Origin of the sequence: Streptomyces sp. NPDC058284, assembly GCF_042881135.1 — a bacterium.
In the GTDB taxonomy this organism is placed as follows: Bacteria; Actinomycetota; Actinomycetes; order Streptomycetales; family Streptomycetaceae; genus Streptomyces.
This window is the reverse complement of record NZ_JBHVYE010000003.1, coordinates 36990-58443: the sequence shown is the minus strand read 5'-3', so window position 1 is coordinate 58443 and position 21454 is coordinate 36990. Positions and strand designations below refer to the sequence as shown.

22 protein-coding genes are annotated in these 21454 nt (G+C 71.0%); 9 read left to right on the top strand and 13 right to left on the bottom strand.

Annotated elements, in window-relative coordinates; all coding sequences use genetic code 11:
* Nucleotides 1–44: 44 nt before the first annotated feature.
* Nucleotides 45–686: a DUF6758 family protein gene (locus tag ACFVYR_RS06255; protein WP_384249414.1), complete on the bottom strand. Its 642-nt coding sequence runs from the start codon at nt 684–686 to the stop codon at nt 45–47.
* Nucleotides 687–871: 185 nt separating this feature from the next.
* Between ACFVYR_RS06255 and ACFVYR_RS06250 the strand changes: the two genes are divergently transcribed.
* Nucleotides 872–2125 carry an MFS transporter gene (locus ACFVYR_RS06250; protein WP_384249416.1) on the top strand — a complete coding sequence of 418 codons (1254 nt, stop codon included), beginning with the start codon at nt 872–874 and terminating at the stop codon, nt 2123–2125.
* Nucleotides 2126–2143: 18 nt separating this feature from the next.
* Here ACFVYR_RS06250 and ACFVYR_RS06245 read toward each other — a convergent pair whose 3' ends face one another.
* Entirely contained in the window at nt 2144–2728 is a 585-nt protein-coding gene (locus ACFVYR_RS06245; protein ID WP_384249419.1) for a suppressor of fused domain protein, read from the bottom strand.
* Between the two features lie 500 nt (nt 2729–3228).
* On the opposite strand from ACFVYR_RS06245, the gene ACFVYR_RS06240 reads away from it, so the two are divergent.
* Entirely contained in the window at nt 3229–4365 is a 1137-nt protein-coding gene (locus ACFVYR_RS06240; protein WP_384249421.1) for a magnesium and cobalt transport protein CorA, read from the top strand.
* Nucleotides 4366–4414: 49 nt separating this feature from the next.
* Nucleotides 4415–4927, top strand: coding sequence for a hypothetical protein (locus tag ACFVYR_RS06235; RefSeq protein WP_384249423.1), 513 nt, complete (start codon nt 4415–4417; stop codon nt 4925–4927).
* Nucleotides 4928–5025: 98 nt separating this feature from the next.
* Here ACFVYR_RS06235 and ACFVYR_RS06230 read toward each other — a convergent pair whose 3' ends face one another.
* Complete coding sequence (locus ACFVYR_RS06230; RefSeq protein WP_384249574.1) at nt 5026–5742, bottom strand: hypothetical protein; 717 nt, start codon at nt 5740–5742, stop codon at nt 5026–5028.
* Between the two features lie 246 nt (nt 5743–5988).
* Between ACFVYR_RS06230 and ACFVYR_RS06225 the strand changes: the two genes are divergently transcribed.
* Genes ACFVYR_RS06225 through ACFVYR_RS06215 form a run of 3 tightly spaced genes read left to right on the top strand, consistent with a single transcriptional unit; the run spans nt 5989 to nt 9015 of the window.
* A complete protein-coding gene (locus ACFVYR_RS06225) occupies nt 5989–7266 on the top strand; it encodes a magnesium transporter MgtE N-terminal domain-containing protein (RefSeq protein ID WP_384249425.1) in 1278 nt (425 codons plus the stop codon).
* Nucleotides 7256–7837: a DUF1003 domain-containing protein gene (locus ACFVYR_RS06220; RefSeq protein WP_384249428.1), complete on the top strand. Its 582-nt coding sequence runs from the start codon at nt 7256–7258 to the stop codon at nt 7835–7837. Before ACFVYR_RS06225 ends, ACFVYR_RS06220 begins: the two co-directional genes overlap by 11 nt.
* Before the next feature lie 44 nt (nt 7838–7881).
* Nucleotides 7882–9015, top strand: a complete 1134-nt coding sequence (locus tag ACFVYR_RS06215) for an Mrp/NBP35 family ATP-binding protein (RefSeq protein WP_384249430.1) — start codon at nt 7882–7884, stop codon at nt 9013–9015.
* A 276-nt stretch (nt 9016–9291) separates the two neighbouring features.
* On the opposite strand, the gene ACFVYR_RS06210 is transcribed toward ACFVYR_RS06215, so the two are convergent.
* The 5 genes from ACFVYR_RS06210 to sigE all read right to left on the bottom strand — a co-directional run bounded on the left by ACFVYR_RS06210 (nt 9292) and on the right by sigE (nt 14659).
* The gene (locus ACFVYR_RS06210) at nt 9292–9960 is read right to left on the bottom strand and encodes a hypothetical protein (protein WP_384249432.1); all 669 of its coding nucleotides are present in this window, start codon (nt 9958–9960) and stop codon (nt 9292–9294) included.
* 120 nt (nt 9961–10080) lie between these two features.
* Nucleotides 10081–10551, bottom strand: a complete 471-nt coding sequence (locus tag ACFVYR_RS06205; RefSeq protein ID WP_384249435.1) for a sec-independent translocase — start codon at nt 10549–10551, stop codon at nt 10081–10083.
* A gap of 207 nt (nt 10552–10758) precedes the next feature.
* On the bottom strand, nt 10759–12729 hold the full coding sequence (locus ACFVYR_RS06200; protein ID WP_384249437.1) for a trypsin-like peptidase domain-containing protein: 1971 nt from the start codon (nt 12727–12729) through the stop codon (nt 10759–10761).
* 131 nt (nt 12730–12860) lie between these two features.
* Nucleotides 12861–13796: a zf-HC2 domain-containing protein gene (locus ACFVYR_RS06195; protein WP_384249577.1), complete on the bottom strand. Its 936-nt coding sequence runs from the start codon at nt 13794–13796 to the stop codon at nt 12861–12863.
* Between the two features lie 89 nt (nt 13797–13885).
* Entirely contained in the window at nt 13886–14659 is a 774-nt protein-coding gene (gene sigE, locus ACFVYR_RS06190) for an RNA polymerase sigma factor SigE (RefSeq protein ID WP_384249439.1), read from the bottom strand.
* A gap of 154 nt (nt 14660–14813) precedes the next feature.
* Between sigE and ACFVYR_RS06185 the strand changes: the two genes are divergently transcribed.
* The gene (locus ACFVYR_RS06185; RefSeq protein WP_384249580.1) at nt 14814–15512 is read left to right on the top strand and encodes an O-methyltransferase; all 699 of its coding nucleotides are present in this window, start codon (nt 14814–14816) and stop codon (nt 15510–15512) included.
* A gap of 250 nt (nt 15513–15762) precedes the next feature.
* On the opposite strand, the gene ACFVYR_RS06180 is transcribed toward ACFVYR_RS06185, so the two are convergent.
* A complete protein-coding gene (locus ACFVYR_RS06180; RefSeq protein ID WP_003966491.1) occupies nt 15763–15930 on the bottom strand; it encodes a DUF3117 domain-containing protein in 168 nt (55 codons plus the stop codon).
* Between the two features lie 308 nt (nt 15931–16238).
* On the opposite strand from ACFVYR_RS06180, the gene ACFVYR_RS06175 reads away from it, so the two are divergent.
* Nucleotides 16239–17039 carry an enoyl-CoA hydratase/isomerase family protein gene (locus ACFVYR_RS06175; protein ID WP_384249441.1) on the top strand — a complete coding sequence of 267 codons (801 nt, stop codon included), beginning with the start codon at nt 16239–16241 and terminating at the stop codon, nt 17037–17039.
* A 9-nt stretch (nt 17040–17048) separates the two neighbouring features.
* On the opposite strand, the gene ACFVYR_RS06170 is transcribed toward ACFVYR_RS06175, so the two are convergent.
* Together ACFVYR_RS06170 and ACFVYR_RS06165 are read right to left on the bottom strand one after the other, a co-directional pair.
* The gene (locus tag ACFVYR_RS06170) at nt 17049–17630 is read right to left on the bottom strand and encodes a DNA-3-methyladenine glycosylase I (protein WP_384249583.1); all 582 of its coding nucleotides are present in this window, start codon (nt 17628–17630) and stop codon (nt 17049–17051) included.
* Between the two features lie 5 nt (nt 17631–17635).
* The gene (locus tag ACFVYR_RS06165; protein ID WP_384249444.1) at nt 17636–18061 is read right to left on the bottom strand and encodes a DivIVA domain-containing protein; all 426 of its coding nucleotides are present in this window, start codon (nt 18059–18061) and stop codon (nt 17636–17638) included.
* A 126-nt stretch (nt 18062–18187) separates the two neighbouring features.
* Between ACFVYR_RS06165 and folP the strand changes: the two genes are divergently transcribed.
* Nucleotides 18188–19048, top strand: a complete 861-nt coding sequence (folP, locus tag ACFVYR_RS06160) for a dihydropteroate synthase (protein WP_384249446.1) — start codon at nt 18188–18190, stop codon at nt 19046–19048.
* A gap of 33 nt (nt 19049–19081) precedes the next feature.
* Here folP and ACFVYR_RS06155 read toward each other — a convergent pair whose 3' ends face one another.
* Together ACFVYR_RS06155 and dapE are read right to left on the bottom strand one after the other, a co-directional pair.
* Nucleotides 19082–19849 carry a TIGR00730 family Rossman fold protein gene (locus ACFVYR_RS06155; protein WP_384249448.1) on the bottom strand — a complete coding sequence of 256 codons (768 nt, stop codon included), beginning with the start codon at nt 19847–19849 and terminating at the stop codon, nt 19082–19084.
* Between the two features lie 107 nt (nt 19850–19956).
* Nucleotides 19957–21036, bottom strand: coding sequence for a succinyl-diaminopimelate desuccinylase (dapE, locus tag ACFVYR_RS06150; protein WP_384249451.1), 1080 nt, complete (start codon nt 21034–21036; stop codon nt 19957–19959).
* Nucleotides 21037–21454: the final 418 nt, after the last annotated feature.

Genomic DNA, 21454 nt, shown 5'->3' with positions numbered 1-21454 from the left:
CGCTCCCTGCCGGGGCCCGCGCGCACCAGCCGTTACGACGCCGCTCACGCCATGAGCAGCCGCGGCGACAGCGCCCCGCACGGCAGCAGGTCCACCTCCGCGCCCGCGTCCCGCAGGTCCGTGAGGACCAGCTCGTCGTACATCAGGAGGCCCGACTGGGCCGGCCACGCGATGGCCCACAGCCACAGGCCGCGTGCCTCACCTGCGAAGACGGCGCGGTCGTCCGGTGTCCCCGACACATGCCACATCGGCGTCGGCCGGCCTGCGGCGAGGACCTTGGTCTGCGGTGGCTTCTCGACGCTCATGTGCGGTCCCGGGTCGGGCCCTTCGATGCCCGCGTACCGCGCGCCGAGGCCGACGCCCAGCTCCTCGGCGACGAGCACGAGCTCGCCGACGCCGCCGAGCGGCGCGGGGCCCGTGCAGGCCACGGCCGTCGCACGGCCGCCGCTGCGGTCGTCGCCCGCACAGCCCACACCCGTGTACAGCCAGCCGACCGGCAGCGGCCAGGGCATCCACACCGGCACCTGGGCCCGGTGCACCACGACCTGGAGGGCCTCGACGCTGGGTGGGATCACGGGCTGCAGCGGATGCACGGTGCCGTGCACGTCACACTGCCAGGAGTCGGCAAAGAGACCGGGAGCCCTGACCCGGCCACCACACTTCGGGCAACTGGGTTCGCCCCTCATGTCGCCCAACGGTCCTCCCCGGTCGCCGCCCCGTCAAGGACGATCACCCGTCCGGTGGCCCTGTCACCAGGAGAAACTAGATGTAGCTTGCATCATTTAGCCTGCCTAACTTAATATGTGCATACGTCAACGAACCATCGACGAACCGTCGACGAACCCAGCGACATCAGCGAAGGAGCGGCTGTATGCACAGCAGCACAGGGGGCCCCGCCGAAGGGGACCCGTTCGACGCCGGGGCCGGCGGCCTCCTGCGGCAGCCGAAGGCCGTCTGGGCCACGGCCGGCGCGTCCGTCGTGGCCTTCATGGGCATCGGCCTCGTCGACCCGATCCTGCCGTCCATCGCCAAGGGCCTGGACGCGAGCGCCGGCCAGGTCTCCCTCCTCTTCACCTCGTACTTCCTGATCACCGCGGTCGCCATGCTGGTCACCGGCTTCGTCTCCAGCCGCATCGGCGGCAAGAAGACCCTGCTGCTCGGTCTCGCGCTCGTGGTGATCTTCGCCGGCCTCTCCGGCACCTCGGGCTCGGTCGGCGAGCTCGTCGGGTTCCGGGCGGGCTGGGGGCTCGGCAACGCGCTCTTCGTCTCCACCGCGCTCGCCGTCATCGTCGGCGCCGCGGCCGGCGGCAGCGCGGCCGCGATCCTGCTGTACGAGTCGGCGCTCGGCCTCGGCATGGCGTGCGGGCCCCTGGTCGGCGCGCTGCTCGGCGACGCCAGCTGGCGCTACCCCTTCTTCGGCACCGCGGCCCTGATGGCGGTCGGCTTCCTCTGCATCACGGCGTTCCTCAAGGAGCAGCCGAGGCCCGCGAGGAAGACGTCGCCGCTCGACCCGCTCAGGGCGCTCGGCCACGGCGGGCTCGCCTCCGCGGCCGCCTCTGCCTTCTTCTACAACTACACGTTCTTCACCGTGCTGGCCTTCACGCCGTTCGTGCTGAACATGTCCCCGTACAGGTCGGGCGCGGTCTTCTTCGCCTGGGGCGTGCTGCTCGCGGTGTTCTCCGTACTGGTGGCGCCGCGGCTGCAGGCGCGGTTCGGCTCGTTGCAGGTGCTCGGCGGCTCACTGATGCTGCTCGCCGCCGACGTGCTGGTGCTCGGCTACGGCAACCACACGGTCGCCGTCGTCTGCACGATCCTGTCCGGCGCGTTCATCGGCGTGAACAACACCGTCTACACCGAGCTCGCCCTCGGCGTCTCCGACGCGCCGCGCCCGGTGGCCAGCGCCGGCTACAACTTCGTGCGCTGGTTCGCGGCCGCCGCCGCGCCGTTCTTCGCGCCGAAGATCGAGGAGTGGAGCAACATCCACATCCCGTTCGTGGTCGCGGCCGTGACGGCGGTGCTCGGCGCGGTCGTGGTGTGGGTACGCAGGAACGCACTCACGCACGAGGCCGAGGAACTGGAGCCCCGGCACGCGACGGAGGACAGCGTCACGGTCTTCGCCGACTGACCTTTCGGCAGCGGCACTTCAGTCCAGGGACACGGACTTGCGCAGCGGATCGCGCAGGTCCGTGCCGCCGTTCAGCCAGCGCTCCTGCAAGGCCGCCGCGCCGTGCACCCGCTTCCACGCCGCCTCGTTCGGCGTCATGGGGAGCAGCGGCAGGAAACGTACGGGCTCCATGGGTTCGTCGAGGTCGAGGTCCTCGACCAGGCCGCCGGACTCCGCCACGAGCACCGAGGTGAACGGCGCGCCCGGCCAGAGCGGGTCGCCCACGTCGAGCGAGGCGCCCGGCGCCACGACCAGGCCCTCGACCTGCGGTGAGGCGGCGAGGACGGCGAGCGGCCGCAGCACCTTGTCGGTGTCGGCGAGTCCTCCCCGTACCGAGAGGACCAGCTCGGCGCGCGGGCCCTTGACCGGGTCGGCCAGGGCGGCGGTGGGGTCGGTCATCGGCTGGGCGGACATGCCGAGCGTGGCGTAGCGCACCACGTCGCCGTCCGTGAACCGCAGGACCTCGACGCGGTCGGTGCCGAGGAAGGTCACCGCGGCGCGCGCGTCCGGTTCGCCGAGGCCGGTACGGAGACGGGCCTCGACCAGCGCAAGAACATCAGCCATGACGTGAGCATAGAACTCGCTAGTAAAGGGCAAAGCGGGGGCTTGACACTTCTGTCGGCTGATAGTGTTGGCCGCTGGCTCAGGGCAGCACGCAGAAGCGTCGCTTTCAAGCCCTGCAGACAGACACTGACTTCGCGCCACTGGCGCGAAGGGCGCATGGGACTTCCCTTACGGGGGACCGGCCGGAGGAGGTGGGGCTGCAATGGACCGAAGTCGACCGTGCAGTACCACCCGCTCTTCCGCCCGGTGAATCACGCAGCCCGGTAGCTGCGCACGCACCCACACGCACCACGAGCACTGTTCGTGCCGTGTGCGACGGAAGAGCACTTCGTTCCCACCTGATCTGTCTGAGTTTCCTGATCTGTGTCAGTAGCGAAGCTGCCACCGCAACGGTGCGGTGCTCCCCGCTTTGTGGACGTGCCAAACACCACGCACGCAGGACGTCCCCATTCCGGGCAGTTCCAACCGTCGCAGGCGGCCTCCGTCGAAGGAGCCTGCCCATGTCGATGATCCGTGACCTTCGTGCCGCCGTCCGCCCCTCGCTGCGCAAGGACGGCACCTCCTACCCTTCCTCCCCCGCGTCGTACGACACCTATGACGCGACCCGCGACGCCGCGTCCGCCGTCGTCGACTGCGCCGTCTACCGCGACGGCCGGCGCCTGGAGTGCGCCGACATCCTCAGCCCGCACGAGGCGATGCTGGAGGTGCGCCGTCAGGGCGGCTTCGCCTGGATCGGCCTGCACGAGCCGACCGAGTCCGAATTCGCCGGTATCGCCGCCGAGTTCGGGCTCCACCCGCTCGCCGTCGAGGACGCCGTCCACGCCCACCAGCGGCCCAAGCTGGAGCGGTACGACGACACGCTGTTCACCGTCTTCAAGACCATCCACTACGTCGAGCACACCGAACTCACCGCCACCAGCGAGGTCGTCGAGACCGGCGAGGTGATGTGCTTCACCGGCCGGGACTTCTTCATCACCGTGCGGCACGGCGGCCACGGCTCGCTGCGCGCCCTGCGCCGCCGCCTCCAGGAGGACCCCGAGCTGCTCGCCAAGGGCCCCTCCGCCGTGCTGCACACCATCGCCGACCACGTCGTCGACGGCTACATCGCGGTCGCCGACGCCATGCAGGACGACATCGACGACGTGGAGAGCGAGGTGTTCTCCGCGCCGAGCAAGGGCAAGGGCAGCTCGCGCGGTGTCGACGCCGGGCGGATCTACCAGCTCAAGCGCGAGGTCCTGGAGTTCAAGCGGGCCGTCTCGCCGCTGCTCCGCCCGATGCTGCTGCTCAGCGAGCGGCCGATGCGGCTCGTCGACCCCGACATCCAGAAGTACTTCCGTGACGTCGCCGACCACCTCACGCGCGTCCAGGAGCAGGTCATCGGCTTCGACGAACTGCTCAACTCGATCCTCCAGGCCAACCTCGCGCAGGCCGCCGTCGCGCAGAACGAGGACATGCGCAAGATCACCTCGTGGGCGGCGATCATCGCCGTGCCGACGGCCGTCTGCGGTGTCTACGGCATGAACTTCGAGCACATGCCCGAGCTGCACTGGCGGTACGGCTACCCGATGGTGCTCGCCCTCATCGGCGGCGTCTGCTTCGCGATCCACCGCACCCTGAAGCGCAACGGCTGGCTCTGAGAGCCTGTGTCAGATCCCCGGCCGGGTGCCACTCGGTAGGCTGCCGCCCATGACTGCTGACCCGCTCCTTGAGCGTGCCCTCGTCGAGGAGGCCACCAAGAAGTCCGGCCTCATCTGGGTCCGGGGCGAGGGCTCGCCCGCCCGGGGGCTCTGGCACGTCTGGCACGAGGGCGCCGTCCACCTCGTCGGGGACGGGCCCGGCGAGCAGCCGCTGCCGGGGCTCGTCGACGGGGGATCCGCCGAGGTGACCGTACGCAGCAAGGACAAGGGCGGGCGCCTTGTCGCCTGGACGGCGGACGTGAGTGAGCTGGCGCCCGGTTCCCCGGAGTGGGAGGCGGCTGTCGCCGAGCTGAAGGGCAAGCGGTTGAACGCGCCTGACGCCGAGCGGGTCACCGTGCGGTGGGCCGAGCAGTGTCGGGTCGTCCGGCTCACGCCGCGTACGGTGACGACTGAGCTGCCCTCGGGGTCTCTCGCGGCTGCGCCGCTGCCGACCGGGGCCACTACGCGTGAGGCGTTGCCTGCTGGGCTTCCTCGGCTGTTGTTCCGCCGCAAGCGCCGTTGAGGGGTGGGGCTGTCCTGCCCTGCGGGTGCGTTGTGGCTGGTCGCGCAGTTCCCCGCGCCCCTGGGAGGCTTGCGCCTTCGGGGGCTTCGCCTCCCCCGCTATGACGTCGGCAACTGCTTCCCGTAGTCGACCATCTCGTCCTTCCCCGGCTCCTGCAAGGGGAAGTCCTTGTTCCAGTCGGTGAGTTTGAGGGTGCCCGCGTGGCCGCCGCGTTCCAGGCGCAGAGGGTAGGGCTTGCCCTCGAGGGAGACGGAGAGCGTGCCGCCCGCGCCCTGGTCGCCGGTGATCTCGATGGTGCGTTGCGAGCCCGTCCGGCCGCGGTCGCCCTTGGTGAGCGTGCCGTGCAGCACGAGCATGCCGTCCAGGAGCTCGTCCTTGTCGGTGAAGCCGCTCAGCTGCTGGTAGGCGGGGTCGCCCTGAGGGACCTTCACGTACTTGCCGTTCAGCTTGGCCGCGGCGGCCTCGTCGCCGTTCGGGGACTTGCCGTCGGTCGCGCCGTCGTGCGTCCAGAACTCCGAGTCGGCCTTCAGGTAGAGCTCCTCGCCGATCCGCAGGAGCTGGAAGGTCTGCCCCTTCGAGGTGACCGAACCGGTACCGCCCTCGCCCTTGAGGCGCATGTCGAGGGTGTACGTGTGGTTCTTGCTCACCACCGTGCCGGAGAGCCGGACCGCCGACGCCGCCTCGGCCGCCTTGCCCGCCTTGCCCTGGATCTTCGGCGCGGACAGCTTTCCGACACCGTTCGTGCCCGCGTCGGGGTCCTCGCCGCCGCCGCAGCCCGTCAGACTCGTGGACGCCGCCACCAGGCCCGCGCACATCGCGGTCACGAACGCTGCCCTGCGGGCGCGGCTGGCCGGGGGAAGTACGGTCACAGGTGGCGCTGCCTCTCGTGCGGACGACCTCTACGGCTTCGGCAGTACGGCAGCGTACCCGGGTCGGGCGAGTCGACCGGAGGCAGACCGTCCGGACCTCCGCCGGGGCGTGTCCGACCGGGACGGGCTAGCCTGAAGCCCGTATTGACGGACCAAACGGCATGAACCCCCCGGCCGGAAGGAGGCGCACGTATGGCGGCAGGCGCCCCCCGCATCTTCGTCTCGCACCTCTCCGGCATCCCCGTCTTCGACCCGAACGGCGACCAGGTCGGCCGGGTGCGCGACCTGGTGACGATGCTCAGGGTCGGCAGGCGCCCGCCCCGGCTGCTCGGCCTCGTCGTCGAGCTCGCCACCCGGCGCCGCATCTTCCTGCCCATGACCCGCGTCACCGGCATCGAGTCGGGCCAGGTGATCACCACCGGCGTCATGAACGTGCGGCGCTTCGAGCAGCGGCCCACCGAGCGGCTCGTCCTCGGCGAGATGCTGGACCGGCGGGTGCACCTCGTCGAGTCGGGCGAGGAGGTCACCGTCCTGGATGTATCTGTCCAGCAGCTCCCGGCCCGCCGCGACTGGGAGATCGACCGGGTCTTCGTACGCAAGGGCAAGGGGGGAACCTTCCGGCGCAAGGGGGAGACCCTCACCGTCGACTGGTCCGCCGTCGACGGCTTCTCCCTGGAGGAGCACGGCCAGGGCGCCGAGAGCCTGCTCGCCACCTTCGAGCAGCTGCGCCCCGCCGACCTCGCCAACGTCCTGCACCACCTCTCCCCCAAGCGGCGGACCGAGGTGGCCGCCGCCCTCGACGACGACCGCCTCGCCGACGTCCTCGAGGAGCTCCCCGAGGACGACCAGATCGAGATCCTCGGCAAGCTCAAGGAGGAGCGCGCGGCCGACGTCCTGGAGGCCATGGACCCCGACGACGCCGCCGATCTCCTCGCCGAGCTGCCCGAGGACGACAAGGAACGGCTGCTCACCCTGATGCAGCCGGACGACGCGGCCGACGTGCGGCGCCTGATGGCGTACGAGGAGCGCACCGCCGGCGGTCTGATGACGACCGAGCCGATCGTGCTGCGTCCCGACGCGACGGTCGCCGACGCCCTCGCGCGCGTGCGTCAGCAGGACCTCTCCCCCGCGCTCGCCGCGCAGGTGTACGTGTGCCGTCCGCCGGACGAGACGCCGACCGGCAAGTACCTGGGCACCGTGCACTTCCAGCGGCTGCTTCGCGATCCGCCGTACACGCTGGTCGGCTCGATCCTCGACGACGATCTGCAACCGCTCGCGCCGGACGCGACGCTGCCCGCCGTCGCCGGGTTCTTCGCGACGTACGACATGGTGGCGGCGCCCGTCGTCGACGAGGGCGGCTCGCTGCTCGGGGCGGTCACCGTCGACGACGTACTCGACCACATGCTGCCCGACGACTGGCGCGAGACGGAGTTCCATCTGGAGGAGGAAGGAGTGGGCCATGGCGGCTGAGCGCGAGCGCGAGAACCGCGCCGAGCCGCGCAGCCCGCGCCCGCGGCTCGACCAGCCGAGGCCCCCGCGCAACAAGCTCCTGCCCGACTACGACCCGGAGGCCTTCGGGCGGTTCTCCGAGCGCATCGCGCGGTTCCTCGGCACCGGCAGGTTCATCGTCTGGATGACGGTCGTCATCATCATGTGGGTGGTGTGGAACGTCGCGGCGCCGGACCATCTGCGCTTCGACCAGTACCCGTTCATCTTCCTCACCCTGATGCTGTCGCTCCAGGCGTCCTACGCGGCCCCGCTGATCCTTCTCGCGCAGAACCGCCAGGACGACCGCGACCGCGTCAATCTGGAGCAGGACCGCAAGCAGAACGAGCGGTCGATCGCGGACACCGAGTACCTCACCCGTGAGATCGCCTCGCTCCGCATGGGCCTCGGCGAGGTGGCGACCCGCGACTGGATCCGTTCCGAGCTCCAGGACCTCGTCAAGGAGTTGGAGGAGCAGCGGATCGAGCAGCGCACGGAGAGCCGCGTCGTATTCCCCTCCGAGGGCACCCGCGGACGTGACGTAGGCGACCGCTGACAGCTCTTTCCCGGCATGGGTTACCGCGCCGTACTATCGGTCGTATGGCTACGGAAGACGCGGTGCGTGAAGCACTGGCGACGGTGAACGACCCCGAGATCCAGCGACCCATCACCGAGTTGGGGATGGTCAAATCGGTGGATATCGCCGCTGATGGGGCGGTAGCGGTCACCGTGTACCTGACGGTCTCCGGCTGCCCGATGCGCGAGACCATCACCAAGAACGTGACCGACGCGGTCGCCGCCGTCGAGGGCGTCACGCGCGTCGACGTCACCCTCGACGTGATGAGCGACGAGCAGCGCAAGGAGCTGGCCTCGGCCCTGCGCGGCGGCACCGCCGAGCGCGAGGTCCCCTTCGCCAAGCCCGGCTCGCTGACCCGTGTCTACGCGGTCGCCTCCGGCAAGGGCGGCGTCGGCAAGTCCTCGGTGACGGTGAACCTCGCGGCCGCGATGGCGGCGGACGGCCTGAAGGTCGGCGTCGTCGACGCGGACATCTACGGCCACTCGGTGCCGCGCATGCTGGGCGCCGACGGCAAGCCCACGCAGGTCGAGAACATGATCATGCCGCCGTCCGCGCACGGCGTGAAGGTCATCTCCATCGGCATGTTCACCCCGGGCAACGCGCCGGTCGTCTGGCGCGGCCCGATGCTGCACCGCGCGCTCCAGCAGTTCCTCGCGGACGTCTTCTGGGGCGACCTGGACGTGCTGCTCCTCGACCTGCCGCCGGGCACGGGCGACATCGCCATCTCGGTCGCCCAGCTCGTCCCGAACGCCGAGATCCTGGTGGTCACCACCCCGCAGCAGGCTGCCGCCGAGGTCGCCGAGCGCGCCGGTTCCATCGCCGTGCAGACCCACCAGAAGATCGTCGGCGTCGTCGAGAACATGTCGGGGCTGCCCTGCCCGCACTGCGGCGAGATGGTCGACGTCTTCGGCTCGGGGGGCGGCCAGAAGGTCGCCGAGGGCCTTACGAGGACGACGGGCGCGACGGTGCCGGTTCTCGGCTCCATCCCGATCGACGTACGCCTGCGGGAGGGTGGCGACGAGGGCAAGCCGGTCGTCCTCACGGACCCGGACTCCCCCGCGGGCTCGGCCCTTCGCACGATCGCCGGCAAGCTCGGCGGGCGCCAGCGGGGCCTCGCCGGTATGACGCTGGGCATCACACCGCGCAACAAGTTCTGACCTCTGCGGACCTCTGCGGACCTCTTCCGGCCTCGCCGCCGCTGCCTCCTGCGGGCCGCGGGGGCCGGTCGCGCAGTTCCCCGCGCCCCTGGGTCGGACACCGCAGCGCCCCGTCAAGGGCAACGGAGACTGCGCGAGCAACCGCCGGCTAAGGGGCGCGGGGAACTGCGCGAGCGACCACGGCGGGCCCGCAGGCGAGTCGTGAGCGTGTTCGCAGGTGAAGGGGGGGTGCCGTCGAACCCGACGGCACCCCCCTTCTCCGTTCGGTCCGCCGTTCTACGCGTACGACGCGATGTCCGGGACCACCGAGAAACCCAGCCCGTACGCGCTCATCCCGCGCCCGTACGCCCCCAGATGCACGCCCTCCTTCGTGGAGCCCGCGAGGACCCAGCCGTATTCGGACTCGCGGTAGTGGAACGGGGTCGGCACCCCGTCCACCGGCAGGGACAGCGACGACCAGTCGGAGCCGTCCAGGTCGTCGGCGAGGACCCAGGCCGTCTCCGTCTGCTGGTCGAGCCAGTCGTCGCGCAGGGTGTGGTCCATCTGGATGGGCCAGGTGAAGGACAGCAGGCCCACCCCGGCGAGCCAGGCCGCCGAGGAGACCGAGGTGGCCTCCAGGACCCCCGTACCGTCCGCACTGCGCCGCACGGGGTTGGCCGCGACGGTCACCACGACCGCGAAGCGTTCCTTGTCGCTGTTGCCGAGGGTGCCCTCCGCACGCACGGACGGCTCCTCGCCGTGCCCGATGGAACCGTGCTCCACGGTGCCGTCCGACGTCGCGCCGACCTGCATCAGCCAGCGCTGCCCCGTGAAGGCCTCGTCAAGGCCGTACCAGGGGAAGGGTGCCAGCAGGTAGTCGTCGACCGTGCGCCGGGCGGAGGGCACCGCTTCTGCGGTGCCCTCCGCGGCCGGCGCCTGCGCGCCTACCCGACTTGTCGTCTCCATGTACCCGGCCGCCTCCTCGCTCTCGTGTGTCCGGAGCGGCCCGCCCCCCTCGGGCGTCCTCACCCCGGACAACAAGGCAGGATAGCCACACCCGTTGGCGGCGGCAGTTCAGGAGCTGCCTCAGGTGGCGTCCGCGTCGAACGGCGGAGGGTCGCCGGCGTCGAGCTTCCCGGGCTCCGCGGACTTCTTGCGCATGTCGACGCGGGCTCCGCCGGAAGAGGCAGCGGAGGCCTGTGAACCCGCGTCGGAGGAGTCGGTCGATGCGCTGTCGCGGCCGTGCACGGCGTCCGCGACCTCGTTCATCTCCTTCTTCAAGTCGAAGCCGTTGCGGATCTCCTTGATCCCGAGCTCATCGCTGTCGAGCTGCTTGCGGATGAACTTCTTGGGATTCAGGTCCTCGAACTCGAAGTCCTTGAACTCCGGGCCCAGCTCCTCGCGGATGTCCGCCTTCGCGCTGTCGGAGAACTCGCGGATCTTGCGGATCGTGCGGGAGATGTCCTGGATGACCTTCGGCAGCTTGTCCGGACCGAAAATGAGCACGGCGAGGACGACCAGCGCCACGATCTCGAGTGCGCCAATGTCATTGAACACCTAGAACTCCTTGCGATGTCCTCAGCCCGCAGCAGGTCGTCCGTGCGTGTGCGGCAGGTAGTGCGCAGCAGGTTGTGCATGGTCCGGACCGGGACCACGGTACCCGGCGTCCCTGTCCGTCCGGTAGCCGCTGCACGACAACGCGGAGTACACCTGGTCAGTCCTTTACCCGGCGCCCACCCACCCCGCGCCGCCACCGGCGCCCGCTCAGTCGCCGTCGGCCGAGCCGAGCACCAGGGTCACCTCGCGGTCGCCGCCGCCCCGCTCGACCGTCAGCCGCAGCCGGTCCTTCGGGCGGTGAGCACGGACTTTGACGATCAGTTCGTCGCTGGAGTGCACCGCGCGGCCGTCGACCTCGGTGATGACGTCGCCCGGTACGAGGCCTGCCTTGTCGCCGGGACCGTTCTTGTTGACGGCCAGGCCGCCGTTCCTGCCCTTGTCCGCGATGCGGGCGCCGTCGCCGGTGAACTGGGTGTCGAGCGTGACGCCTATCACGGGATGCGCGGCCCTGCCGAAGTTGATCAGCTCTTCGGCGACGCGCTTGCCCTGGTTGATGGGGATGGCGAAGCCCAGGCCGATCGAGCCGGCCTGGCCACCGCTCGGGTCGGAGCCCTCGTCCGCGGAGCGTATGGCGCTGTTGATGCCGATGACGCGCGCCTTGGAGTCGACGAGGGGGCCGCCGGAGTTGCCGGGGTTGATGGGGGCATCGGTCTGCAGGGCGTCCACGTACGAGATGTCGCTGCCGTCGCCCTTCTCGCCGCCCGCGGTGATCGGCCGCTCCTTGGCGCTGATGATCCCGGAGGTGACGGTGTTCTCCAGGTCGAAGGGGGCGCCGATGGCCACGACGGGGTCACCGACCTGCACGTTCTCGGAGTTTCCGAGGGGCAGCGGCTTCAGGCCGCTCACGTGGGACACCTTGACGACCGCGAGGTCGTAGCCGGAGTCGCGGCCGACGACCTCGGCCTTGGCGGTCTCGCCGCCGCTGAAGGTCACCGTCACCTCGCCGCCGGTGCCCGCGGGCTCGACGACGTGGTTGTTGGTGAGAATGTGGCCCTTGGCGTCCAGCACGAAGCCGGTGCCGGTGCCCTGCGCGGAGTCGCCGCTGACGTGCAGAGTCACGACACCGGGCAGGGAGGCCGACGCGATGCCCGCGACGCTGCCCCTGGGCCGGTTCACGGACTCGGTGTCCGGCTGCCGCAGCTCGATGTCACCGCTGCCGTTCCGCTCCAGGTACGAGCCGACCGCCCCGCCGATGAGGCTGGACACGAGAGCGATCACAGCGGCCCCGACCACCAGGACCCGCTTCCCCCGCCGACTCCGCTTCTCCGCCGACTCCGGCGGCAGCGACCCGATCTGCTGCAACGGCGCGTTCCACGGGTCGTAGGCCGGCCGGTTGGCGGCGTTGTACGGAGCGGGGCCGCCGGGGGCCGGTGCGGGGGCGGAGGGTTCGGGGGTGCCGCCGTACGGAGGCGCCGGGAAGGGGGCCGCGTGAGGGGGCGCGCTCTGGGTCGGCGTGCCGCTGTACGGGGGCGCCGGGAGGGCGGTGCCCTGGGCCGGGGTCGCCGTGGGGCGCTGCACCGGCGGAGCGGGCGCCCACGGGCCGGGCTCGCCGTAGGGCGGAGTGCCGTACGGGTCGGGGTCGTGCAGGGGGCGGGGCCGCTCCACGGGCGCAGGCCCCTGGCCGACCGGCGCGCAATCCTGAACCGGCGGACCCTGCGCCGCGGACGAGGCAGCCGATATGGAGGCACCGGACGTCACACCGTGCGGCGTCGTGCCGTGCGGGGCAGGGGCGGGAGTAGCCGGGGCCGCGGGGGCCTGCGTGGGTACGTCCGCGTCGGGCATCGGAGCGGTCGGGGCCTGCGTCGGCATCTGCCCGGTAGCCGCGTCCGGGTGAGGGGGCAGGGCCGGGTCTGGGTGCGGGGGCTGGGCCTGGGTCGTGTACGTAGCCTCGGCCGGGGCAGCCGGGGCAGAGGTCGGCTCCACGTCCGAGGCAGGGTCCGGGCCCGGGCCCGCGGCCTGGTCCGGATCCGAGCCGGGCAGCCGTTCACCCGCATCCGTGTCCGCATCCGAGCCGGGCAACTGTTCACCCGCATCCGCGCCCGCGTCCGCACCCCGTACCTCCGGTCGGGGCCGACTCCACCAGTTCGCCTTCGTGGGCTTCCGCTTCCCCTCGTCCATGTTCTCCCCACAACTGGCCCGCGGCGGACGCCGTTTGCTTGCTCAACTCCGAGCCCGCCACGATCCCCGGCGGGCACGGCCCACCGAGGATTCAACCAGGTTCCCCGACGAAAGCGCAGGGCAGCGTCGGGTCAGTGCAGCTGCGACGTGCCCTTCAGCGGTCCGGCCCCCGGCGACGCCGCCGTGGTCCGCACCGGATTCGCCTCGCTCGCCACCACGGGCTCATCCGTCTGCGGGAACCCCATGCCGGGCGGCACGGCGGAGCGACGGCCCGACGGCACCGGGCGTATCAGCGGGGAGATGGTGACGGCGCCCGCCACCATGGGGGCCGTCAGTTCGTACATGGAGCCGCGCGGACGCAGCGGCTGGGTGGGGGGTCCGGGCAGCAGCGGTCCGGTGACCTCGGCCGGCGCGAGCGGAGCCGCCAGGGGGCCGGGGCGCTGGCCCTGCACCGACAGCGGATTGCCGCCGCCACGTCGCCGCATGGATTCGGGGACCGCGGCAGTACCCGAGCCCTGCGTGCGCTGCGGGGTCACATTGCTGCCGGAGCCTCCCGCGCGGGTGTCGTTCGAGCCGGTGGGGGCGCCCACCGTGACGCCGCCGAGCGCGATGGCGGCCAGTGAGACCGCGCCCGCCGCCGCGAACGCGAACCGGCGGCCTCGCCAGAGCGACCGCTCCGCCTCGTGCCGGCCGACCTCGTGCCGGGTGACCCCGTGGATGCGGAAGCCCTGCTGCTCGCTGGGCAGCACCGCGGCGTGGGCGCCTGCGGGGACGTACTCCGCGAAGGGGTCGGGACGCACGCCGAAGACCCCGCTCCGCGGCAGTCCGGCGGAGTCGGTGGATCCGGTGGCGAACCCCTCCCCGTCACCGGGCGCGCCGGGTCTTCCGGACGGCCCGGAACCGCCTCCGGGGAGACCCTGGAGACGGGCGAGGAAGCTCGCGGAAGGCGGCGGCGGGGCGGCCTGCGCGAAGACGCTCTTGAGGCGACGCTGCGCGTCGGCCTCCGTTTTGCACATCGGACAGGTCGCCAGATGCGCGAGGACGCGCTCGCGCGCGTCATGACCCAACTCGCCGTCCACAAGGGCGGCGAGGCGGTCCCCAAGATGCTGCTCGGCCTCGGCTAGTTGCCGTTCGGCAGGATTCGACCGTGATCCACTCACGCGGTCGCACCCCCTCCTCCCAGCGCCACGGCTCCGGTCACCGCGAGCGAGCGGCGCTCCGCGCGGGCCTCGGGAGACCGGTGCTGGAGGGCCTTGCGCAGCTGCGAGCGACCCCGGTGGATACGGCTGCGGACCGTACCGAGCTTGACGCCGAGTGTTGCGGCGATCTCTTCGTACGAAAGGCCCTCGATGTCGCAGAGGACCACGGCGGCGCGGAATTCGGGCGCGAGGGTGTCGAGCGCCTGCTGGACGTCCGCGTCGAAGTGCGTGTCGTTGAACACCTGCTGCGGCGACGGCTCGCGGCTCGGCAGCCGCTCCGCGGCGTCGTCCCCGAGCGCGTCGAAGCGGATGCGCTGCTTGCGGCGCACCATGTCCAGGAAGAGGTTGGTGGTGATGCGGTGCAGCCAGCCCTCGAACGTGCCGGGGGTGTAGGTCGAGAGGGAGCGGAAGACACGGACGAAGACCTCTTGCGTGAGGTCCTCGGCATCGTGCTGATTGCCGGTCAGGCGGTACGCCAGGCGGTACACGCGGCCGCTGTGTGTGCTGACGATCTCCTCCCAGGTGGGCGGAGTCCACGCCTGCGATTCCGCATCAGCGGCAAAGGTCGCGGTCTGAGCGGAGTCGTTGGCGCGGAAACGGTCAGCGGTCTCGGTCACGGATTTCGGCTCACCCGCCAATCCGAGAAAACGCCGGAGCGCTCCTCCCCGATCCGCGGACGCAGCCGCACCTCCCCTATCGGCTCTGGTGGTGTCCAGTGGAGCCCCTACCATAACCACCTCGCCCGTTAGCTCCGGATAAGCGTTTTTACGTGAATTTGGTACGGGCTTCGCTGCAGGTGTCCTGCTCCTTCGCACCGCCCGCCTCCGGCCGTGATCCATCCGTCCACCCCCGCTGTTCTCCCACCCCTTCATAACGCCCGGCCTCATCTGCGGGTTCCCGGCCCCAACGGATACAGTCACGGCCAGGCAACCACGGGGACAGGAGAGGGCCATTACCGGCAACCGGCAGACGAGCTGGGCGTTCGCCGACGCCTTTGTCGCCGAGGACGAGGCGCTGCGCTGGGCCCGGGACCGGGCCCGGGAGGCAGGCCTGCCCTCGGTGTCGCCCGGCACCGGCGCCGCGCTGCGCATGCTCGCCGCCACGGCTGACGCGAAAGCGGTGGCCGAAATCGGTACGGGGACCGGAGTGTCGGGCATCCACCTGCTGCACGGCATGCGGCCCGACGGCGTCCTCACCACGGTCGACCCCGAGCCGGAGCGGCAGCAGTTCGCCCGGCAGGCCTTCCGTGCGGCGGGCTTCGCGGGCAACCGCGCGCGGTTCATTCCGGGGCGGGCCCTCGATGTCCTGCCGCGTCTCGCCGACGGCGGGTACGACCTCGTGTTCTGCGACGGCGACCGCGTGGAGTCCCTCGAATACCTCGCTGAATCGTTGCGCCTGCTGCGGCCGGGTGGGCTCGTCTGCTTCGAGGGCGTCTTCGCGGACGGCAGGACCGTGGACTCCGGGCCGCAGCCGGTCGAGGTGCTGCACCTTCGTGAGTTGCTGCGGGCGGTCCGGGAGAGGGCGGATCTCGTGCCGGCGTTGTTGCCGGTGGGGGATGGATTGCTCTGCGCCGTCAAAAGGTAGCGCTGCGCCGCCTTGCCGTTGGCTTCCCCCGACCAGCGTGTCGCCTGGGGGCCCGTCGTGGCTTGGTGCTCGGGGGGGCTGATCCGGTGCGGGCGAGCGTGGGACCACCCAGGGGCGCGGGGAACTGCGCGACCAGCCCCCACCGGCGGACAGCCGGAAGGAGGGGCGGGGCCGCGCGGGCCCCGGGTACATCACTGCCCCGGCTCGTCGTACGATGCCGGGGCAGTGGAGAAGTGTGGGCGCTTCCGCGTCAGCCGACGACCTTCTTCAGGGCGTCGCCGAGTGCATCGGCCTCGTCCGGAGTCAGTTCGACGACAAGTCGTCCGCCGCCTTCGAGCGGAACGCGCATGACGATGCCCCGCCCCTCCTTGGTCACCTCGAGCGGGCCGTCGCCCGTCCGCGGCTTCATGGCCGCCATGCTCGTTCCCCTTCCTGAAACCAGCTCATCGCAGCCGACAACCCAGGTGTCACCGGCATCGAACACATTGCTTCCAGGCCATTATCCCGCATGGCAGGACCCGATGACCAACATCGGTCTGCATCGACTCCGCAACGCGCGCCCGCAAAACCGCTCATTTCGCCGATGTGGCTGCGATACTTCGCCGCCCCGCACGGATTGTGGGCCCGGAATTCTTAGACGCAGGTCACATATCCGTCCTCGTGCCGGACGCCGATGATCTCCGTCATGCTGAGTTCCGACGTACTGGACCAGCGGAGGGGACCACCATGGCCGACAGCGTGCTCTACGAGGTGAGCGACGGACTCGCGACGATCACGATCAACCGTCCCGAGGCCATGAACGCCATGAACACCGAGGCCAAGGTCGCGCTGCGGGAAGCCGTGCGGTCGGCCGCCGCCGACGACGCCGTACGCGCGGTGCTGCTCACCGCCAACGGCCGCGCCTTCTGTGTGGGCCAGGACCTCAAGGAGCACATCGGCTCCCTCACCGCCGACCGCGAGGCGGGCACCGGGCAGACGATGAGCACGGTCAGGGAGCACTACAACCCCATCGTGCGGGCGATCACCGGCATGCCGAAGCCCGTCGTGGCGGGGGTCAACGGCGCGGCGGCGGGGGCCGGCCTAGGCTTCGCGCTCGCCGCCGACTACCGCGTGGTCGCGGACACGGCGAAGTTCAACACCTCGTTCGCGGGGGTCGCGCTGACCGCCGACTCGGGCGTCTCCTGGACGCTGCCGCGCGTGATCGGTCCGGGGCGCGCCGCCGACCTGCTGCTCTTCCCGCGCAACATCTCCGCGCAGGAGGCGTACGAGCTGGGCATCGCCAACAAGATCGTGCCGACGGCCGACCTCGCCGCCGAGGCCGCCCAGGTGGCCCGCGCCCTGGCGGGCGGGCCGACCCTGGCCCACGCGGCGCTCAAGGAGTCCCTCGCCTACGCGGCGGCCCACTCCCTGGACGAGGCGCTGGACAAGGAGGACGAGCTCCAGACGAAGGCGGGCGCGTCCGAGGACCACACGATCGCCGTGCGGGCCTTCATCGCCAAGGAGAGGCCGAAGTACCTCGGGCGGTGAGCGCGGCCGCTACGCCGCCTCGCGGGCCACGCAGTCCGCGAGGTGGTCGTCGACCAGACCGCAGGCCTGCATCAGGGCGTACGCCGTGGTGGGGCCGACGAAGCGGATGCCGCGCTTCTTGAGGGTCTTGGACAGGGCCGTGGACTCGGGGGTGATCGCGGGTACGTCGGCGAGGGACCTCGGAGCCTGCCTGGTCGCGCGGTCCGGCGCGAAGGACCAGATCAGCTCGTCCAGTTCGCCCTCGGACCAGTCGGCGAGCACGCGCGCGTTGGCGAGGGTCGCGTCGATCTTGGCGCGGTTGCGAATGATCCCGGGGTCGGCGAGGAGCCGCTCCCGATCCGCGTCGGTGAACTCGGCGACCGAGGCGATCCTGAAGTCCGCGAAGGCGGCGCGGAAGCCCTCGCGGCGGCGCAGGATCGTGATCCAGGACAGACCGGACTGGAACGCCTCCAGGCAGAGCCTCTCGTACAGCGCGTCGTCGCCGTGGACCGGGCGGCCCCATTCGTCGTCGTGATACGCCACGTAATCCTCGGTGGACAGGCCCCAGGGGCAGCGCAGGCCGCCGTCCGGTCCCGCGACCGCCCCGCTCACGGTGCTCACTGGTCGTCGCCCTTCTTGTCCTCGGCACTGCCTTCGGCGGCCTTGCCTTCGCCTGCCCTGGCTTCGACTGCCCTGCCCGGCGCGTACCCCTCGAAGAGGGCGGGGCCCGCGACCGCCGTGGCCTGCGCGCCGGCCAGGGCCGCCTCCAGCTCCGCGATGCGCGCGTCCCGCTCGGCCAGTTCGGCGCCCAGGCGGCCGAGCACGTCGTCGACCTCGTCCATGTGGTAGCCGCGCAACGTCATCGGGAAGCGCACCGCGTCCACGTCGGCGCGGCGCAGCGGCCGGTCCGGGGGCAGCGGGTCGGTGAACCGCTCGGGCGCGGCCTCGGGCAGCGCGCCGCTCTCCCCGCCGCCGATCACGGCGAGGGACACCGCGCCGACGACCACGACAAGGGCGATGACCAGGAACAAGAACATGACCATCTCCTCAGGCCCCCCACGCTCGACTGCCCGTGTTCAAACTGTCAGGGTCCGATCGTGCCATGCGCCTGTGACAGTTAAGGTCACAGGCGGCCGTACCGCGACAAGGACCCAGGAGGGCCGCAGGGGATGCTCAGGCTTGGCAGGCGCGAGTTCGACGCGCACGAGCCGGTGATCATGGCGATCGTCAACCGGACCCCGGACTCCTTCTACGACCAGGGCGCCACGTTCCGCGACGAGCCCGCGCTCGCGCGCGTGGAGCAGGCCGTGGCCGAGGGCGCCGCCGTCATCGACATCGGCGGGGTCAAGGCGGGTCCCGGCGACGAGGTGACCGCCGAGGAGGAGGCGCGCCGCACGGTCGGTTTCGTCGCCGAGGTCCGCAAGCGGTTCCCCGACGTGGTGATCAGCGTCGACACCTGGCGGCACGATGTCGGCGAGGCGGTCTGCGAGGCGGGCGCCGATGTGCTCAACGACGCCTGGGGAGGCGTCGACCCGAAGCTCGCGGAGGTCGCCGCGCGGTACCGGGTGGGCCTGGTCTGCACGCATGCGGGCGGCGCCGAGCCGCGCACCAGGCCGCACCGTGTCACGTACGACGACGTGATGGCCGACATCCTGCGCGTGACGGTCGGCCTGGCCGAGCGCGCGGTCGAGCTGGGCGTGGAGCGGGACTCCGTACTGATCGACCCGGGGCACGACTTCGGCAAGAACACCCGGCACAGCCTGGAGGCGACCCGCAGGCTCGGCGAGATGGTCGACACGGGCTGGCCGGTGCTCGTCTCGCTGTCCAACAAGGACTTCGTGGGCGAGACCCTCGACAAGCCGGTCAAGGAACGCGTCCTCGGGACGCTCGCCACGACGGCGATCTCGGCATGGCTGGGCGCGCAGGTCTACCGGGTCCACGAGGTCGCGGAGACCAAGCAGGTCCTGGACATGGTCGCGACGATCGCCGGGCACCGGCCCCCGGCGGTCGCCCGCCGGGGGCTCGCCTGACCGCCCCTCGTGTGCACTCCCCTTCGGGGAGTGCTACTTCCCGACTTCCTTCGTCACCAGGGAGATGGCCTCTTCCACGTCGTCCGTGACGTGGAAGAGGAGCAGGTCGGCCTCGGAGGCCTTGCCCTGGGCGATGACCGTGTTCTTCAGCCAGTCGACGAGGCCGCCCCAGTACGCGGAGCCGAACAGCACGATCGGGAACCGGGTGACCTTGCGGGTCTGCACGAGGGTGAGCGCTTCGAAGAGCTCGTCCAGGGTGCCGAGGCCGCCGGGCAGGACCACGAAGCCCTGCGCGTACTTCACGAACATCGTCTTGCGGACGAAGAAGTAGCGGAAGTTCACACCGATGTCGACGTAGGGGTTGAGGCCCTGCTCGAAGGGCAGCTCGATGCCGAGGCCGACGGAGGTGCCCTTCGCCTCGACGGCGCCCTGGTTGGCCGCCTGCATCGCGCCGGGCCCGCCGCCCGTGATCACCGCGAAACCGGCCTCCACGAGCGCCTTGCCGATCTCGACGCCCGCCACGTACTCCGGAGTGCCCTGTGGGGTGCGGGCCGAGCCGAATACGCTGATGGCGGGCGGGAGTTCGGCGAGGGTGCCGAAGCCCTCGATGAACTCGGACTGGATGCGCAGGACTCTCCAGGGGTCCGTGTGCACCCACTCCGAAGGGCCGTCGGAGTCGAGGAGACGCTGATCGGTGGTCCCGGCCTGCACCTTGTCCCGCCTGCGCAGCACCGGGCCGAGCCGCTGCTCCTCGGGGCCCTTCCTGGCGGCGCGGGCAGCACCGTCGTTGGCTTGGCTCATCGTCTGCTCCCTCCATGCGTACGTGTGCGTACGTGACTGACAGCGTAGATCTACGCGGGTTACGGAGGAGGGACCTCCGGATGTCCGGTACCGGGAACCTTCCGCGGCTACGCAGTCAGCCAGGACCGCAGCCGTTCCTCCGCCAGCGGGATCAGCGACGCCTCGACGCGCTCGTCGATCTTGTGCGCCAGCAACGGTTCGCCCGGCCCGTAGTTGACCGCGGGCACGCCGAGCGCGCTGAAGCGGGAGACGTCCGTCCAGCCGAACTTGGGGCGCGCCTCGCCGCCGACGGCCGCCATGAACGCCGCGGCGGCCGGGTGGGTGAGGCCGGGGCGGGCCGCGCCCGTGTGGTCGTCGACGATGAACTCGTCGACGCCGCAGTCCGCGAAGTAGTCGCGCACGAAGGCGAGGGCTTCGGCCTCGCTGCGGTCGGGGGCGTAGCGGAAGTTGACGGTGACGGTGCACTCGTCGGGGATGACGTTGGTGGCGACGCCGCCCTCGATGCGGACGGCGTTGAGGCCCTCGTGGAACTCCAGGCCCTCCACCACCGGCTTGCGGGGCTCGTACGCGGCGAGCCTCTCCAGGATCGGAGTGGCCGCGTGGATGGCGTTGGAGCCCATCCACGCGCGCGCGGAGTGCGCCCGCACGCCCTTGGTCCTCAGGAGGACCCGCAGGGTGCCCTGGCAGCCGCCCTCGACCTGTCCGTCGGTCGGTTCGAGGAGGACGGCGAAGTCGCCCGCCAGCCAGTCCGGGTGGGCCTTGGCGACATGCCCGAGGCCGTTGAGGTGCCCGGCCACCTCTTCGTTGTCGTAGAAGACGAAGGTCAGGTCGCGGTTGGGCTCGGTCACCGTCTGCGCGAGGCGCAGCTGGACGGCGACGCCCGACTTCATGTCACAGGTGCCGCAGCCCCACAGGACACCTTCCTCGTCGAGCCTGGAGGGCACGTTGTCCGCGATCGGCACCGTGTCGATGTGCCCGGCGAGGATGACCCGCTCCGCGCGGCCGAGGTTCGTACGGGCCACGACGTTGTTGCCGTGCCGGTCGACCGTCAGGTGCGGAAGGGCGCGCAGGGCCGTTTCGATGGCGTCGGCGAGCGCCTTCTCCGCACCGCTCGGGGACGGGAAGTCGACCAGGCGCGCGGTCAGCTGGGCGGCGTCGAGCGTGAGGTCAAGCGGTGTGTGAGGCATGCGGACGACCCTAGCGCCGAGGCAGAACGCCCTGTCGGTGGACTCCAGTACTTTGGACGCGGGCGGCAGGACGGCGGTCGGCAGGGCGGCGGCGGAGGGCGGCGGATCACTCAGGAGTGCGGCACGTCACTCGATCGGGGCGCGCCGGACACCGTGGGACGACGCCACGTACGCCTTTCCGTACCCCCCTCGCGCACCCGTGAATCCCTTGGAAATCAACGGGATGAAGGATTCCGCAGCGCCCGGTCCCGTGATCCCTTTGCCCGCCTTTATCCGCAGCCGATAATGCGACGCATTGCGAACTCTTTACGTTGCCGTACCGCAACCTTCGCGGGCTTCGAGCGGTAGTCACTGCGTCCGATCGCCGGAAGCCGTCCGGCGGGGCGCCGGAATCGATCCGGCCGGACACCTCAACGTT